13 protein-coding genes are annotated in these 17,023 nt (G+C 49.9%); 11 read left to right on the top strand and 2 right to left on the bottom strand.

The genetic code is table 11. The annotated features are described in order from the left end of the window. Window positions 1-49 precede the first annotated feature (49 nt). The 5 genes from TES5_RS08475 to TES5_RS08455 all read left to right on the top strand — a co-directional run bounded on the left by TES5_RS08475 (window position 50) and on the right by TES5_RS08455 (window position 7,170). Window positions 50-1,324 (top strand): ABC transporter substrate-binding protein, encoded by a 1,275-nt coding sequence (locus tag TES5_RS08475; RefSeq protein ID WP_068561435.1) that lies wholly within the window; start codon window positions 50-52, stop codon window positions 1,322-1,324. A gap of 139 nt (window positions 1,325-1,463) precedes the next feature. Then, window positions 1,464-2,330 carry a carbohydrate ABC transporter permease gene (locus TES5_RS08470; protein WP_198143323.1) on the top strand — a complete coding sequence of 289 codons (867 nt, stop codon included), beginning with the start codon at window positions 1,464-1,466 and terminating at the stop codon, window positions 2,328-2,330. Window positions 2,331-2,342: 12 nt separating this feature from the next. Next, window positions 2,343-3,167: a carbohydrate ABC transporter permease gene (locus TES5_RS08465; protein WP_068561434.1), complete on the top strand. Its 825-nt coding sequence runs from the start codon at window positions 2,343-2,345 to the stop codon at window positions 3,165-3,167. Window positions 3,168-3,498: 331 nt separating this feature from the next. Next, window positions 3,499-4,938: a sucrose phosphorylase gene (gene gtfA, locus TES5_RS08460; protein ID WP_068561433.1), complete on the top strand. Its 1,440-nt coding sequence runs from the start codon at window positions 3,499-3,501 to the stop codon at window positions 4,936-4,938. Window positions 4,939-4,962: 24 nt separating this feature from the next. Next, entirely contained in the window at window positions 4,963-7,170 is a 2,208-nt protein-coding gene (locus TES5_RS08455; RefSeq protein WP_068561432.1) for an alpha-galactosidase, read from the top strand. A gap of 57 nt (window positions 7,171-7,227) precedes the next feature. On the opposite strand, the gene TES5_RS08450 is transcribed toward TES5_RS08455, so the two are convergent. Further along, a complete protein-coding gene (locus tag TES5_RS08450) occupies window positions 7,228-8,217 on the bottom strand; it encodes a VOC family protein (RefSeq protein WP_068561431.1) in 990 nt (329 codons plus the stop codon). Window positions 8,218-8,483: 266 nt separating this feature from the next. On the opposite strand from TES5_RS08450, the gene TES5_RS08445 reads away from it, so the two are divergent. Then, window positions 8,484-9,980, top strand: coding sequence for an alpha-amylase (locus TES5_RS08445; RefSeq protein ID WP_068561494.1), 1,497 nt, complete (start codon window positions 8,484-8,486; stop codon window positions 9,978-9,980). Between the two features lie 353 nt (window positions 9,981-10,333). Here TES5_RS08445 and TES5_RS08440 read toward each other — a convergent pair whose 3' ends face one another. Beyond that, window positions 10,334-11,443, bottom strand: coding sequence for an ABC transporter ATP-binding protein (locus tag TES5_RS08440; protein WP_068561430.1), 1,110 nt, complete (start codon window positions 11,441-11,443; stop codon window positions 10,334-10,336). A 280-nt stretch (window positions 11,444-11,723) separates the two neighbouring features. Here TES5_RS08440 and TES5_RS08430 point away from each other — a divergent pair, with 280 nt between their 5' ends. From TES5_RS08430 to epsC, 5 genes are all read left to right on the top strand, one after another. After that, window positions 11,724-12,269: a dCTP deaminase/dUTPase family protein gene (locus TES5_RS08430; protein ID WP_068561428.1), complete on the top strand. Its 546-nt coding sequence runs from the start codon at window positions 11,724-11,726 to the stop codon at window positions 12,267-12,269. A 103-nt stretch (window positions 12,270-12,372) separates the two neighbouring features. Next, complete coding sequence (gene radA, locus TES5_RS08425; RefSeq protein ID WP_068561427.1) at window positions 12,373-13,755, top strand: DNA repair protein RadA; 1,383 nt, start codon at window positions 12,373-12,375, stop codon at window positions 13,753-13,755. A 26-nt stretch (window positions 13,756-13,781) separates the two neighbouring features. Beyond that, the gene (locus TES5_RS08420; protein ID WP_068561426.1) at window positions 13,782-14,876 is read left to right on the top strand and encodes a PIN/TRAM domain-containing protein; all 1,095 of its coding nucleotides are present in this window, start codon (window positions 13,782-13,784) and stop codon (window positions 14,874-14,876) included. Between the two features lie 48 nt (window positions 14,877-14,924). Further along, window positions 14,925-16,394: a glutamate--tRNA ligase gene (gene gltX / locus TES5_RS08415; RefSeq protein WP_068561425.1), complete on the top strand. Its 1,470-nt coding sequence runs from the start codon at window positions 14,925-14,927 to the stop codon at window positions 16,392-16,394. Between the two features lie 78 nt (window positions 16,395-16,472). After that, entirely contained in the window at window positions 16,473-17,012 is a 540-nt protein-coding gene (gene epsC / locus TES5_RS08410; RefSeq protein WP_068561424.1) for a serine O-acetyltransferase EpsC, read from the top strand. Window positions 17,013-17,023 lie beyond the last annotated feature (11 nt).

The raw sequence follows: 17,023 nt of genomic DNA, 5'->3' as shown, positions 1-17,023 counted from the left end.
TGGTTTTCGAGTATACAATTTTATAGATAAAAGAAAAGGTGGAGAAGAGATGTTAAAGAATTGGAAGAAAGTATCATTAGCTACAGTATTGTTATCAGGACTTGTTTTAGGTGCATGCGGAAACGGTTCCGATGGAGAAGCCGGTTCCGGTGATGTGACCATCACTTACAGCATCTGGGACAAAATCCAACAACCGGGAATGGAAGCGATCGCAGAAGCTTTCGAAGCGGATAACCCAGGCATCGATGTAAAAGTGGAAGTGACACCTTGGGATCAATACTGGACCAAATTGGAAGCGGGCGCAAAAGGTGATAGCATGCCGGATGTATTCTGGATGCATTCTAATGAAATCGCGAAGTATGCGGCTGGTGGCGTCCTGATGGATTTGTCGGAAACCTACGCAAACAGCGAAGTGACTTCATTAGATCATTTCCCGGAAGAATTGGTCGAATTGTATTCTGCTGACGAGGCAGTCTACGGCATCCCGAAAGATTACGATACGATTGGGTTATGGTACAACAAAACGTTGTTTGATGCGGCAGGCGTTGCCTATCCGGATGAAACCTGGAATTGGGACACAATGCTGGAAGCCGCTCAGAAGCTGAACGATCCTGACAACGGCGTATACGGTATCCTGGCTCCTTTGAACAGACAAGAAGGCTACCACAACTTCATCTTCCAAAATGGTGGCTACGTATTGTCCGATGACAAGACTGAATCCGGCTTCCGCTTGGATGAAACGATCGAAGCAGTGCAATGGTATGCGGATCTGAGCGTAAAACATGGCGTTTCGCCGACACAAAGCCAATTTGCTGAAAACACAAACTTATCCTTCTTCCAATCAGGACGCGGTGCAATGGGCTTCTTCGGATCTTGGATGACAGGCGAAATGGCGAACAACGACTATACGGCTGCAAATGCTGATGTTGCCCCACTGCCTAAAGGCAAACAAGCGGCGACAGTGTTCAACGGCTTGGCGAACTCCGTTGCGGCTTCAACCGAAAATGAAGAAGCGGCTCTGAAATTCGTAGAATTCCTGGGAACAGAGGAAGCGATGCGTCTGCAAGGCGAGAACGGTGCGGCTATTCCGGCTTATGAAGGAACAGAAGAGACATTCGTAGCTGCGTACAGCCAATTCAATATGCAAGTCTATGTGGACCAAATGGAAAATGCGTACATCAAGCCTTATTCAGCAGAGACAGCCCGTTGGGAAGATATCGAAAACACTGCTTTGATGTCTGTATTTGACGGCAAAGGTTCCGTCGCAGATGTTGCTGCAGACATCGTATCCGGTGTTGAAGAAGTTTTGGCGAACGAAAAATAACAAAATAGATGGCCGCTTATGGGGAACACGCTCATAAGTGGCTTTCAATATATAGAGGTGAATTATGATGAAATCGGATGTAGCAATCCCTAAAGAAAAAACGGTAGGTACGGTGACACCTGCGCAACGTAAAAGAAAAATGGCGTTATGGGGCTGGTTTTTCATCGCTCCGACCTTGATCGGGCTTTTGATCCTGAATGTCATCCCGTTGTTCCAATCGCTGTACATGAGTTTCCAGAGCGTGAGCACGTTCGGCATGTCGACCTTCGTCGGGCTGGACAATTATCTGAAAATGCTGCAAGATCCTGAATTTTGGCAATCGTTGAAGAATACTTTTTTCTACGCCGGGATCCAAGTACCTATCACCATCATCCTGTCGCTGTTCTTTGCGGTATTGATGAATACTAAGATAAAAGCGGTCGGATTGTACCGGACGATCTTCTTCTTGCCGATGATTGCAGCTCCTGCTGCCGTAGCCATGGTTTGGCGCTGGCTGTTCAACTCGGAATACGGCTTGCTGAATGCAGTGCTTGATAAACTCGGTTATTCCGGAAATATCTTATGGATCACCGATCCGGAAGTGGCGATCTGGTCGATCATCATCGTCGGCATCTGGACGAATGTCGGCTACAACATGATCTTGTTGTTGGCAGGGCTGAAGGAAATACCTAAAGAATATTATGAGGCGGCTGTCGTTGACGGTGCCGGACCGTTGAAACAATTTTTCTCGATCACGCTGCCATTGCTTTCGCCGCAACTGTTTTTCGTTTCGGTGACGAGTGTCATCGGTGCGCTGCAGGTGTTCGATATCATCTTCATGATGTTCGACCGCACGAACTTGGCGCTGAAGAGCACGCAATCATTAGTATACATGTTCTTCAATGAATCGTTCGTGCTCAACGATAAAGGTTACGGCTCGGCTGTCGCCATCTCATTGGTGCTGATCATCATGGCGATCACCGGCATCCAGCTGCTGGCACAGAAAAAATGGGTCACCTACGACTAGGAGTGAATAAACATGCAGACAAAAATGAATAAAACGACAGCACTGATCCACATCGTGCTGATCATCGGATCTTTGCTGATGGTCGTGCCGTTCTTATGGATGGTCTTGACCTCAGGTAAAACAATCAGCGAATCTACGCAGATACCACCGCAAATTTTCCCGGAAGTATTCCAGATCGAGAACTACAAAGCGGTATGGAATTCCTTGCCGTTCGTCAGTTTTTACATCAACACCGGTTTGATGATTGTCTTCAGGGTGTTGACATCGACGCTCTTCAGCGCGATGGCAGCCTTCGCGGTTGCCAAGCTGGACTTTCCAGGCAAAAATCTATTTTTTGCCATTGTGTTGACACAGATGATGATTCCTTCACAAATCTATCTGACACCGCAATATTTATTGGTCCAGAATCTGGGTCTTTTGAACTCAATCCCGGCTTTGGTTATCCCGGGTATCGTTTCTGCTTTCGGAACGTTCCTGTTGCGCCAATTCTTCATAAAATTGCCGGATGAACTGATGGAAGCTGCCACGATTGATGGTGCGACGACCTGGCAAGTGTTCTACCGCATCTATATGCCGTTGGCGCGTTCCGGCTTGGTGGCTTTGGGCATCTTCACGTCTCTGTTCGCTTTCAAGGATTTGATGTGGCCACTCGTCGTCAACATGTCCCAGGATAAAATGACGCTGTCGGCCGGTTTGGCCAGCCTGCAAGGACAATTCACGACAAACTATCCGCAGCTGATGGCCGGTTCGGTTATCGCGATCATCCCGATGGTTATCCTTTACATCTTGTTCCAAAAACAATTCATCGAAGGCATCGCCACAACCGGCGGGAAGTAAGAAAAGCTGAACGGGTTCGCTTAGCCCTGAAAGAATTTTAGGAAATCTGTCCTCGCAACGTTCCCTACGGTCACCTTGTACTGGGGCTCTAAGGGATGAATCCCTAAGAGTCCCATGCAACTGAGCATCGAAGAGCGCAATATGCTGAGAGACTTCCTGCGTCAGCAGGTTAGTCGAATAGTATCCTTGGCTCGCAGAGACAAGGGGTTCCTTGATCCTTTCCGAAGGGCTAACCCGTGAAGCTAGACATCATTAGAAAAGCGGACCAAGCCCGCTAGACATCACCAATAAAAGACGTAACTTAACGATATTTGAAAATGAGGTAACTGTAATGAAAATCAAAAACGAAGCAATGCTCATCACCTATCCGGACAGTCTGGGCAATAACCTGCAAGATCTGGAACAGGTGCTGGATACCCATCTGAAAGGGGTCGTCGGCGGCGTGCATATCCTGCCGTTCTTCCCTTCATCGGGCGACCGCGGCTTTTCGCCAATGGACTACACAAAAGTGGATGAGCGGTTCGGTGGCTGGGAAGACATCAAGCGCATCAGCGAAAAATACTACATGATGTATGAGTTCATGCTCAACCACATTTCTGCGCAATCTCCCTATTATTTGGACTTTTTGGAGAAGAAAGAAGCATCGCCCTACAAGGACTACTTCATCCGCTACAACGACTATTGGCCGGAGAACCGACCGACTGAAGCGGACATCGATCTGATCTACAAACGCAAACCCAAAGCGCCTTTCGTGGATGCTCACTTCAAAGACGGCACATCGGAAAAAGTCTGGTGCACGTTCTCGGAAGAGCAGATCGATCTGAACGTGAAGACCGAAGCGACGCGCCAGTTCATCAAGGATACGCTTAGTTTCTTGGCGGATAAAGGAGCTTCGATCATCCGCCTGGATGCATTCGCCTATGCCATCAAGGAATTGGATACGAACTGCTTCTTCGTAGAACCCGAAATTTGGGAGATGCTGGAATACGCAGTGGAAATCTTGAAGCCCTATGGTGTGACGGTCCTTCCCGAAATCCATGAGCATTATACGATCCAACAAAAAATCGCAGAAAAAGGCTATCCGGTTTATGATTTCGCCTTGCCAATGCTGGTGCTGCATGCCCTTTACAGCGGAAAAGCAGAGAAGCTGTTGCACTGGCTGGAGATCTGCCCACGCAACCAGTTCACGACCTTGGATACGCATGATGGCATCGGTGTCGTCGACGTGAAGGATCTGCTTACCCAGGAAGAAGTGGATTTCGCTGTTGAAGCCCTTTATGAAAAGGGCGCCAACCTGAAGCGGATCTACAGCTCGGAAGCCTACAACAACCTGGACATCTATCAGATCAACTGCACCTACTATTCGGCTTTGGGCAACAATGATGCCGCCTATCTGTTGGCGCGGGCGATCCAGTGCTTCACGCCGGGCATTCCGCAGATCTATTATGTCGGCTTGCTGGCCGGCGAAAACGATCTGGAACTGCTGGAGAACAGCAAGGAAGGCCGCAACATCAACCGTCACTACTATAGCCTGGACGAAATCAATCAGGAAATCGAGCGTCCGGTCGTAAAAGATCTGTTCCGCTTGCTGGCTTTCCGCAACACGGCCAAAGCGTTCGATGGCGACTTGAAAATAACGATGCTCGACGAAGGGGCTTTCACTTTGACGTGGGCCACTGCCGAAGAATCGGCCAGTCTGACGGTCGACCTGCCTACGAACAAATTCTCGATCCTACACCGCACTGCGGCAGGAGATGAACAAATATTTTAGAAAAATGAAGAGAGCCAAGGAGTGATGACTGTGACAATAACATTTGATGAAACAAAAAAATATTTTCATTTACAGAACGAATCAGTGAGCTATGTGATCGCACTGGAAGAAGAAAAATATGTGTCCCATCAGTATTGGGGAAAGCGGCTCAACAGCTTTTCGCAAGTGGCTGATTACCCGCGCCAAGACAATGCCTTTGCGCCCAATCCGTTCGAGGTGCCCGGCCGTGTGTTTTCGCTTGCGACCTTGCCACAGGAATTTCCGGGGAACGGCAGTGGCGATTTCCGCGAATCAGCATTCGAGTGCCTGTATCCGGATCAAACGACTGTCAGCCTGCTGACTTATAAGAGCCATGAAATCGTAACCGGCAAACAGCCATTGCAAGGCTTGCCGCATACTTACGAAACAAAAGAAGAGCCGGCGGAAACCTTGCTGCTGACGATGGAAGATACCGTCACAAAAGTCGAAGTCGTTCTGAGCTACACCTTGTTCCGCGACTATCCGGTACTGACACGTTCAGCAAGTTTCCGCAACAATGGAGCTGAAGACATCCATCTGAACAAAGCGTTGAGCATGTCCATCGATTTCCCGGATGCTGATTTTGACATGATCCAGTTGCCGGGTGCTTGGGGAAGGGAACGCCAAATTGTGCGTACCCCACTTGTCCGCGGCATCCACACGCTCGACAGTAAGCGTGGCACTACCAGTCACGCCTATCAACCATTTGTGGCGTTGGCCGATAAAACGGCGACCGAAGACCAGGGAGCGGTCTACGGTTTCCATTTCGTCTACAGCGGCGAATTCCGAGCCAATGTCGAAGTCGATACTTACGCGCAAACACGCGTCCAGATGGGCATCAATCCAACGCACTTCCAATGGCATTTGCCTGTTGGAGAGGCGTTCCAGACACCGGAAGTCGTATTGGTATACAGCGAAAACGGGTTGAATGGCCTATCGCAGACGCTGCATCCTTTCTACCAGAAGCATCTGATCCGCGGCCAGCACCAACTTGCGGAGCGTCCGGTCCTGATCAACAACTGGGAAGGCACCTATTTTGATTTCACAGCCGAAAAGATTGAGGCGATGGCCGATGAAGCGTCCACTTTGGGGATCGAACTGTTCGTGCTCGATGATGGTTGGTTCGGCAAACGTGACGATGATTACTCTTCGTTGGGTGATTGGCATGTCCATACCGCGAAATTGCCGTCCGGCTTGAAGCAGCTCGCGGAGAACATCAAGGCGAAAGGGATGCTGTTCGGGCTTTGGTTCGAACCGGAAATGATTTCCGAGGACAGCGAACTTTTCCGCGCCCATCCGGATTGGTGCATCCATACGCCAGGCCGGGAAAAATCGCTCAGCCGCAGCCAATACGTGATCGACTTCAGCCGCAAGGAAGTCCGCGATAACATCCTGGCGCAGATGATGGCGATACTGGATGACGTACCGGTCGACTACATCAAATGGGACTATAACCGCAACATGACCGAAATCGGTACGGCGGCTCCAGGCGCATTGCCGGGGGAAGTGCTGCACAAGTACATACTGGGTCTTTATGAAGTGATGGAGGCACTGGTGACGAAATATCCGCAGATTCTCTTCGAAAGCTGCTCAGGCGGCGGTGGACGCTTCGACCCGGGTATCCTTTACTATATGCCGCAGACTTGGACCAGTGACAATACCGATGCGGTGGCGAGACTGGAAATCCAATACGGCACCAGCCTTGTCATGCCGATTTCGAGCATGGGTTCGCACGTCTCAGCTATCCCGAATCATCAGACGCACCGTAAGGCTTCGATGAAGATGCGCGGGGATGTGGCGATGGCCGGCAATCTTGGCTACGAACTCGACGTCACGACGCTTTCCGAAGCCGAGAAGCAGGAGATGAAGGAGCAGATCAGCTTCTACAAGGAACACCGCAAGCTCGTCCAATACGGTGTCTTCCATCGCATCCTCAGTCCTTTCGAAACGCAGAACGAAGCGGCTTGGATCTTCGTCAGTCCGGAACAGGATGAGGCGCTTTATTTCTACTACCGCGTCCTCGATCGGGCCAACCTGAAGAAGAAAAAAGTGTTGTTCAAAGGCTTGGATTCTGCCAAATACTACACCGTCAGCGGCTACGAAGGTCTAATCGGCGGCGATGAATTGATGAACCGCGGACTCTACCTGAAGGATGCCCTGCAAGGGGACTACCAGAGCGTCTGTCTGGTGCTGAAGGAAGCACAATCCGTTTAAAACGCAAAAAAAGCAGGAGTTGTCTCGTTGATTCGAGACGGCTCCTGCTTTTTGTTCTCAGTCCAAATATTCTTTTTCGAAAGTCTTCGTGCTGCGCACGGTGTCGAATTGGCGCACCAATCCTTCGATCTCTTCGCGGTTGTTGCGGAATTTAGGCGGCAAGGCCAAGCGTTCGCCCAATGTTTCGTAAGGCTCTTCATCATCGATGAATCCGGGGCCGTCCGTCGCAAACTCGAGGAGAATCCCTTGGGCAATGTTGGCATAAAGCGATTCGAAGTAGAAACGGTCAACGTAGCCGGAAATCGGGAAGCGGTAGGAGCCCATATGCGCGATCCATTCTTCCAGTTCTTTGCGGTCCTTCACGCGGAAAGCCATGTGGTGGACGCTGCCGAAACCTTGCTGCGCCTGACCCAGCGTAGCGTTGTGCTCCACGATCATGCGGCCGCCGTTCCCGCCCTCGCCCACTTCGAAGAGATGTGTTTCGCCGACTGAATCAGCATGACGGAAACCAAGGACAGTCTCCAAGACTTGTCTGTAGAAATTGAAATCAGCGATGCGGACGAAAATCGGTCCCAAGCCGCGGATGCCGTACTCATTCGGAACGGGTCCTTTTTGCCACGGAATCCCGGGTGCCACGCCGGTATCAGCCTCATCGGAAACCAACTGATAGAGCTGCTCATCGAAATCCTGGAAGTCGATCACTTTTCGGCCGAACTGCTCATAGATGCCGGAATGTGTGACGTTGTATTTGTCGAAACGTTTTACCCAGTAGTCCAAGGCTTCATCCGATGGGACGCGCAGGCCGGTCTTGAAGATTTCATTGGTCCCTCTGATTGCTTTCGGGATCCCGGGGAAGTCGAAGAAGGTGATGTCCGTGCCGGCACTCCCGCGGTCATCGGCGAAGAATAGGTGATAAGTCTGGATGTCGTCCTGGTTGACGGTTTTTTTGACCAAGCGCATACCCAGAATATTGGTGAAGAAGGCATAATTCTTCTCGGCGCTGCTGGTGATGGCGGTGACGTGGTGGATTCCTCTTAAAGTGTTCATGGATATTATCCTCATTTCGTTATGTATTCTGTTTCGTATATTCCTAATTCGAGATATATAGCCAAAAAAAGAAATCAGCAATCAGCTAACTTAAGGTCAGTATACAGGCGTCCGATTCAAGATGCAAGCATTTTGCCCTGCCAAGAAGAAACGGCACGCGGGAGGCGTCTCAAAAGGAAAATGGAAGGGAAGCGTGTATAATGAGGATAGCAAAAAGCATTTTGTGGACCACAACAAAATTAAACAGGATGAAAGGCAGTGATCGCATGGCAGGAAATGGATTGATGATGCAGTATTTTGAATGGTATCTGGATGATGATGGACAACTATGGAATCGCCTGAAGGAGGATGCCAAGCATCTGAAGGAACTGGGCATAACAGCCGTCTGGACGCCTCCAGCCTACAAAGCGACAGGGACGAATGATACAGGCTATGGCGTCTATGATCTCTATGATTTGGGCGAATTCGACCAAAAAGGTGCCGTCCGCACAAAATACGGAACCAAAGCAGAATACTTGGCTGCAATCGAAGCTTTGCATGCGGAAGGAATTGCTGTTTATGCCGACGTCGTCCTGAACCACAAGGCCGGTGCAGACGAGACAGAACGCTTCCTTGCTTATGAAGTGAATCCCGACAAGCGTCAGGAAAAGGAGTCCAAGGCATATGAAATCGAAGGCTGGACGAAATTCACTTTTCCGGGCCGTGGCGACAAATATTCTGATTTCAAATGGTCTTGGGAACATTTCACCGGGACGGACTTCAACAACGAGAATGGCAAAGAAGCTATCTACATGATCAAAGGCTTCGAAAAAGGCTGGGCGGAAAACGAAAGTGTAGACAGCGAGTACGGTAATTACGATTACTTGATGTATGCGGATATCGACTACGGCCACCCTGCAGTCGTTGAGGAAGTCAAGAAATGGGCCGATTGGTACATCAAAGAAACCGGTGTCGACGGCTTCCGCTTGGATGCCGTCAAACACATCAATGATCAGTTCGTGAAGGATCTCGTGGAGACGATCCGCGCGCAGCATGGCGATGATTTTTACGTGGTCGGTGAATATTGGAAGTATAAATACGGCGCGATCAAGGAATATTTGGAAGCGACCGAGTTCACCTTCGATCTTTTCGATGTGGCCCTGCATCAGAACTTCCATGTCGCATCCCAGCAGGGCAAGGATTACGATCTGCGCGAGTTGTTCAAGCAGACGCTGGTCGCCAAAAATCCGACCCATGCGGTTACGTTTGTCGACAACCATGACTCACAACCCGACCAAGCTTTGCAATCCTTTGTGGAGCCATGGTTCAAACCGTTGGCATACGGCGTGACACTCTTGCGCGAACAGGGCTTCCCGTGCTTGTTCTACGGCGATTATTACGGTATTAAAGGTGCGAATCCAATCGACGGACAGAAAACCTTCCTGGATAAATTGCTCTATCTGCGCGCGAACCATGCTTACGGTGAACAGCGTGACTACTTCGATCACGGAAACTGCGTCGGCTGGACCCGTCTGGGCAACGAAGAGCATCCGTACGGTTTGGCGACAGTTCTTTCCAACAGCGAAGAGGGCTTCAAGGACATGTATGTCGGCGAACAGTATGCCGGGCAGACTTTCGCGGACTATACAGGCAACCGTGAAGACAAAGTCGAAATCGGTGAAGACGGCAACGGTCGCTTCCCGGTCAATGCCGGTTCGATTTCGGTATGGGTCAAAGACGCGATCTCCCCAGAGGAAGCATTCGACGCGGATGCAGTCGAATAGATTGAAGCGAAAATAATAGCTGCACAATGAAGGAGGTGTCTCATGGAGGCACCTCCTTCATTGTTGGTAGAGAACGCTCTCCTCCCGTGAACGAAGGCTTCGCCGGAGTTCGGCCCACATTCTGCTTGTGTTCTCCGAAGAAGGCAGCTTCGTCGCAGTTGAATGCGACTATTGCCGGCCTGCTCCGATTGGAAGGTCCTTCGCCGGAGCTGCGCTCGCATTCCGCCGCCCTCCTCCGGCCAACCAAACCCCATAAGAAAAAGGCTGTGCTCAATGAACGACAGCCTTTTTCTATGGGGGGAGGGTAGGTTAGAACTGGTAAGCGTAATTAGGGTGATGCCTCCATCCTCTGGTTAAGGGATGGCGATCACATCTTGGGATTGCATGTCGAAGAAGTGGGACTTGTTCATGTTGAAGGCCAAATCAGTGACCTCGCCTGGCGAATGGAAATCGCGCGCGTCCACACGGGAAATAAATTCTGTTCCGCCGACTTTACTGTAAAGCATCGTTTCAGCACCCAACAATTCGGATACGACGACTTCCGCTTTTACGGCCCAAGTCGGGTTGGTATCAATAACGATCTGCTCGCTCTGAATGTCTTCCGGGCGGATGCCGAAGATCAATTCTTTGCCGTTGTATCCACGTTCTTCCAGCACTCTGCGTTTTCCGGCCGGCAAGGTCAATTTAAGCCCTTCGCCGTTCGTGATGACACCATCCTGCAAAGTAACGTTGAAGAAGTTCATGGCAGGCGATCCGATGAATCCAGCTACGAAAACGTTAACCGGTGTATCGTAGACTTCTTTCGGGCTGCCGATCTGTTGCACAAATCCATCTTTCATGATGACGATGCGGTCTGCCATGGTCATCGCTTCGGTTTGGTCATGGGTTACGTAGATGGTTGTCGTATTCAGGCGACGGTGCAATTTTGCGATTTCAGCACGCATGGCCACACGCAATTTTGCATCCAAGTTTGATAACGGCTCATCCATCAGGAAGACTTTTGCATCACGCACGATTGCGCGGCCCAAAGCGACACGCTGTCTTTGCCCACCGGACAAAGCTGCCGGTTTGCGGTCCAAGTATTCCGTCAAGCCCAAGATGTCGGCTGCGTTATCGACGCGCTTCTTGATTTCATCTTTGCTGTACTTTCTCAATTTCAGACCGAATGCCATATTGTCGAATACAGTCATATGCGGATATAGGGCATAGTTCTGGAATACCATCGCGATATCGCGGTCTTTTGGTGCCACATCGTTCATGACGGTATCGCCGATGATCAATTCACCTTCGGAAATATCTTCCAAACCGGCAATCATACGCAGTGTTGTTGACTTTCCGCAACCGGAAGGACCAACAAAGACGATGAATTCGCGATCTTGGATATGCAAGTTGAAATCTGTAACCGAATAATTAGCGGCGTTGTCGTATTTTTTGTGGATACTGTTCAATTGGATCTCTACCATTTATTTGTACCTGCCTTTTTGGTTTTTTTGGCTTTTCTTTATGTCCTTATTCTATTTGAAAGCGGATTCCGCGACCACGGGAAACTGACCAAAAAAAGCACCTGTTTTTTGTGCGTTTTGCCGAAGGCGCTTTCCAATCGCAAAAAATGTTCAGAAAATCCTTAGGAATTGACAGGTGCACAACTAAACCGTGAAAAACAACCGTTGTTTTGGTAAAATGGTTCTTTGATGCATGAAAAATCGCTGAAGCGATACTAGAGAGAAAAAGGGGTTTTGATCCATGAGCAAAAGAGGTTTTGAAGTCATCAGCAGTTATGCCGATAAAAACATCCAATTACCCAAGCGTGCAACGAAACACGCAGCGGGGTATGATTTTGAAGCAGCCGAAGAAATCGTGCTGCCGGCGATCTGGAAAACGATCGTAAAAAGTGCGGGTTTGCAGCTTGGAGAACTGTTCGGGAGCGACAACGATGAGGCAATCGAAAAGAAAGAGGAGCTTTTGCGTCCGCTTTTGGTGCCTACCGGAATCAAAGCCTACATGCAGGAAGATGAATACCTTCAATTGACGAACCGCTCCAGCAATCCACTGAAAAATTTCATTGTGCTGCCGAACGGTGTTGGCATAGTCGATGCGGATTATTACAACAACGAGGGCAATGAAGGGCACATCTACTTCCAGTTTCTTAATTTTGGCTTGCGCGACAAAGTCATCCATAAGGGTGATCGTATCGGCCAGGGCATCTTCCTCCAGTTTCTGAAAGCCGACCAGGATGAAGCAGAAGCATCACAACGCACAGGCGGTTTCGGCTCGTCAGGACAGGCTTAAAAAGAAAAGCCAAATCAGCGGGTATTTGCGTATTGTTATACGTAGAGCAGGCTTTTTGTGATAAAATAAGATAAGTTGATTCATACTTGAAGGAGAGATTCATTTGGCAAAGAAAAATGCAGTGAAATACGTTTGTCAGGCTTGCGGATACGAGTCGCCGAAATGGCTGGGACGTTGCCCGAACTGCAACACTTGGAACCAAATGGAGGAAGAAAAGGAAGCGACGAAAGCCGTGAAGCAACAGCAACGTTCCAATTTCAGCGGGAACGTACCTGAAGCGATCGCCATCCAGGACATCAAGACCGAAAACCTGCCGCGTGTCAAAACGCAGATGGAAGAAGTCAACCATGTGCTGGGCGGCGGCATCGTGCCCGGTTCGTTGATTCTGATCGGGGGCGACCCGGGAATCGGCAAGTCCACCTTGCTGCTGCAGGTTTCTGCGCAGATCAATCAAGGCGGTCACCGCGTTCTGTACATCTCCGGAGAGGAAAGCGCGAGTCAGATCAAGTTGCGGGCGGAACGGCTAGGGGTCAAGGGCACCGACTTCTACATCTACCCGGAAACCGATATCGACGCGATCCGAAACACGATCGAGCGGATCAAGCCGGAATTCGTCATCGTCGACTCGATCCAGACGATGATCCATCCGGACAACACGAGCACGGCCGGCAGCGTGTCGCAAGTGCGCGAATGCACGGCTGAATTCATGCGGATCGCGAAGAGCAACGACATCGCGATCTTCATCGTCGGGCATGTGACGAAGGAAGGCGCGATTGCCGGTCCACGGATGCTGGAGCACATGGTGGATACGGTGCTGTATTTTGAAGGCGATCGGCATCATGCTTTCCGGATCTTGCGCGCCGTCAAAAATCGCTTCGGATCGACCGACGAAATCGGCGTTTTCGAAATGATCGAGGGCGGTCTGCGTGAGGTGCGGAACCCTTCTGAGCTGTTCCTGGAAGAACGGCTTGCCGGAGCATCCGGTTCAGCAGTCGTTGCCTCACTCGAGGGCACGCGTCCGATTTTGGCCGAAATCCAGTGTCTGATTACGCCGACAGTCTTCGGGAATGCCCGCCGGACTGCAAGCGGCTTGGACTACAACCGGGTTTCGCTGATCATGGCCGTGCTGGAAAAGCGGGCAGGCTTGCTGCTGCAGAACCAGGATGCCTACTTCAAATCGACAGGTGGCGTGAAGCTGGATGAGCCGGCCATCGACCTGGCAGTAGCCGTCAGCATCGCCTCAAGTTATTGGGATAGTGAGACTTCCGCGACCGAGTGTTTTATCGGTGAAATCGGCCTGACCGGGGAAATCCGACGGGTGAGCCGGATCGAGCAACGCGTCAACGAAGCTGAAAAATTGGGCTTCACGAAGGTGTATCTGCCGAAGAACAATATGGCTGGCTGGAAGCACCCGCAAGGGATCCAGATCATTCCTGTCGCAACGCTTCAAGAAACGCTGCGCAAAGTATTTCCGAATAAAAATTGATGACAGAAGGAAAGAGAGGGAAGCCTTTGAAACGGAAAATCATTACGGCCGTCTTCCTGATGGTGGGCGGCAGCGCTGGTATCACAGCACTGCCTTACCTGTGGGAATTAGCGGGCATACAAAACAATCTTTTCAATAATGTTTTTGTTAATTTTGGGGTTGGAGCACTTATATTTTATTTATTGTCATTCTTATTGATGAAATTGATTTTGGACATCATCCAAAAGATAGAAAATTATTTCAGTACCTTATCGGTCAGCTACATGTTGTTCGGTTCGATCGGAACGATCATCGGGCTTGTATTGGCTTGGTTGATCGGAATCCCGTTGACATCACTGAGGATACCGGTCATCAACGATGTGCTGCCGGCTATTTTGTCCTTGATCTTGGCTTACTTCGGCTTCCGCGTGGGGACTACCCGGATTGAAGAATTCCGTAAACTGTTCGCACCGAAACCGAAAAAGCAGGAAGAAACACAGATGCTTGACCGCAAAGCGGATGACACATTCCGAAAATACAAGATTTTGGATACGAGCGTCATCATCGACGGCCGCATCTACGACATCGCCAAAACCGGCTTCCTGGAAGGAGTCATCGTCATTCCCAACTTCGTATTGCGCGAACTCCAGTATATCGCGGATTCTTCCGATAGCCTCAAGCGTGTAAGGGGCAGAAGGGGATTGGATATCCTGAACAAACTTCAAAAAGAAGAAGACATCATCGTGGAGAGCTATGACGGTGAATTCGAAGAGATTCCTGAAGTCGACAGCAAGCTGATCCGTTTGGCGAAACTGATCGACGGCATCGTCATCACGAATGACTATAACCTGAACAAAGTCTGCGAATTCCAGAATGTGCCGGTGCTGAACATCAATGCTTTGGCAAATGCTGTGAAGCCGGTCGTCATACCTGGCGAATACATGGTCGTCACCGTCATCAAAGTCGGAACGGAACGCAATCAAGGGGTGGCCTACCTGGATGACGGCACGATGATCGTCGTCGAAGAGGGACAGCACTACATGAACGAAACGATCGAAGTCGTCGTCACAAGCGCCCTCCAGACAGCTGCCGGCCGCATGATCTTTGCGAAGCCTGCGCATTCACAAAAAGGCATCAAATAAATAAACAAGTACGAAATAAACAGCTTCACAGAAAAGGGGATACTTCATATGACAAAGAAAATCCGCGTACGTTATGCACCAAGCCCGACCGGTAACTTGCATATCGGAAACGCTCGTACCGCATTGTTCAACTACCTGTTTGCTCGCCACAACGACGGCGAGTTCATTATCCGTATCGAAGACACGGACCAAAAACGTAACCTTGAACACGGCGAAGAAAGCCAACTGCAAAACTTGAAATGGTTAGGGATGGACTGGGACGAAGGTCCGGACAAACCAGGCAAATTCGGACCGTACCGTCAATCCGAAAGACAGCATATCTACGATCCATTGATCGATCAATTGTTGCTTTCCAACCGTGCCTACAAGTGCTATTGCACCGAGGATGAATTGGAGTCGGAACGCGAACACCAAAGAGCACGCGGCGAAATGCCGCATTACGGCGGTAAATGCGCAAACCTGACGCCTTCCCAACAAGCTGAAAAAGAAGCGCAAGGCATTACTCCAGTCATCCGTTTCCGTGTGCCGATCGAAAACACTTATACATTCGATGATATCGTCAAAGGACCGATCACATTCGAAGCCAGCAGCGTCGGCGGGGACTACATCATCCGCAAACGCGACGGTTTCCCGACCTATAACTTCGCGGTTGCCGTGGATGATCACATGATGGAAATCACCCACGTTCTGCGCGGGGATGACCATATCGCCAATACACCGAAACAAATGATGATTTATGAAGCGTTCGAGTGGAAAATACCTACTTTCGGACACATGACGTTGATCATCAATAGCGAAACCGGCAAAAAATTGAGCAAACGCGATGAAACGATCCTGCAGTTCATCGAACAATACAAAGACTTGGGCTACCTGCCGGAAGCGATGTTCAACTTCATTACGCTGCTGGGTTGGTCACCGGTCGGGGAAGACGAAATCTTCTCGAAAGACGAGCTGATCAAGATGTTCGATCCGGCACGTTTGAGCAAATCGCCTGCCGCTTTCGACCAGAAGAAACTGGAATGGATCAACAACCAATACATGAAGAGTGCCGATTTGGACACAATCGTAACGTTAGCCGCGCCGCACTTGGTGGCTGCCGGAAAATTGCCGGAAAATCCGAGTGAAGCCGACAGTGAGTACGCGAAAAAGCTGATCGGTTTGTACCATGAGCAAATGAGCTATGCCGCGGAAATCGTTAACCTATCGGAAATGTTCTTCGCTGATGAACTCAGCCTGGACGCAGAAGCGCAGGAAATCCTGGCTGCCGAAACAGCGCCGGTCGTGCTTGCCGCATTCAAAGAACAATTGCTTGCCATCGAGCCTTTCGAAGAAGCTGAAATTCTGGGTGCCATCAAAGCAGTCCAAAAAGAAACCAAGATCAAAGGCAAGAACCTATACATGGCCATCCGTGTCGCCGTCAGCGGCCAAATGCACGGACCTGAAATCGGCAAGACCATCGAAGTGCTGGGCAGAGACAAGAGCTTGGCTCACCTGAACAGCGTATTGGAAAAGCTATAGAACGGACAAAAAAAGGATAGTAAAAATGAGCTGATTCTATATAATGGATGGATAATCCAAAAAGGAGCATGAAATGACTTGAATAGATTACGCGAAACAATTCAAACCATAAAAGATCATGATCCGGCTGCAAGGAGTACGTTGGAAGTCGTTCTGACGTACCCGGGGTTACATGCCATCCTAATATATGATATCGCTCATTTTTTTTATAAGCGAAAATGGTATACCTTCAGTCGGGTGCTTTCGCATCTGGGGCGTTTATTAACCGGTATCGAAATCCATCCGGGGGCAACGATCGGGCATCGTCTGTTCATTGACCATGGTATGGGGATCGTCATCGGGGAAACCGCCGAAGTCGGCGATGATGTCATGATTTACCATGGCGTGACGCTGGGCGGCACCGGGAAAGATACCGGCAAACGCCATCCCACGATCGGGAATAATGTGCTGTTGTCTGCCCATGTGCAAGTATTGGGGCCGATCAAAATCGGCGACAATGCCAAAATCGGGGCATCGGCTGTGGTCGTCAGCGAAATTCCGCCTGATGTCACAGCTGTCGGTATCCCGGCAAAAATCGTCCGTTACCATAAACGGAATGAGGAAAAAATGACCGAATGATTAGCAAACGA

Origin of the sequence: Trichococcus sp. ES5 (genome assembly GCF_900067165.1) — a bacterium.
Classification (GTDB): Bacteria; Bacillota; Bacilli; order Lactobacillales; family Aerococcaceae; genus Trichococcus; species Trichococcus flocculiformis.
The sequence above is the reverse complement of the archived record's forward strand: the minus strand, read 5'-3'. Positions and strand labels throughout refer to the sequence as shown.

Coding starts and splice junctions, on each gene's coding strand:
- gltX (WP_068561425.1), top strand. CDS start 14,925: ATGACAAAGAAAATCCGCGTACGTTATGCACCAAGCCCGACCGGTAAC.
- TES5_RS08445 (WP_068561494.1), top strand. CDS start 8,484: ATGGCAGGAAATGGATTGATGATGCAGTATTTTGAATGGTATCTGGAT.
- TES5_RS08440 (WP_068561430.1), bottom strand. CDS start 11,443: ATGGTAGAGATCCAATTGAACAGTATCCACAAAAAATACGACAACGCC.
- TES5_RS08430 (WP_068561428.1), top strand. CDS start 11,724: ATGAGCAAAAGAGGTTTTGAAGTCATCAGCAGTTATGCCGATAAAAAC.
- TES5_RS08475 (WP_068561435.1), top strand. CDS start 50: ATGTTAAAGAATTGGAAGAAAGTATCATTAGCTACAGTATTGTTATCA.
- TES5_RS08465 (WP_068561434.1), top strand. CDS start 2,343: ATGCAGACAAAAATGAATAAAACGACAGCACTGATCCACATCGTGCTG.
- TES5_RS08450 (WP_068561431.1), bottom strand. CDS start 8,217: ATGAACACTTTAAGAGGAATCCACCACGTCACCGCCATCACCAGCAGC.
- gtfA (WP_068561433.1), top strand. CDS start 3,499: ATGAAAATCAAAAACGAAGCAATGCTCATCACCTATCCGGACAGTCTG.
- TES5_RS08455 (WP_068561432.1), top strand. CDS start 4,963: ATGACTGTGACAATAACATTTGATGAAACAAAAAAATATTTTCATTTA.
- TES5_RS08470 (WP_198143323.1), top strand. CDS start 1,464: ATGGCGTTATGGGGCTGGTTTTTCATCGCTCCGACCTTGATCGGGCTT.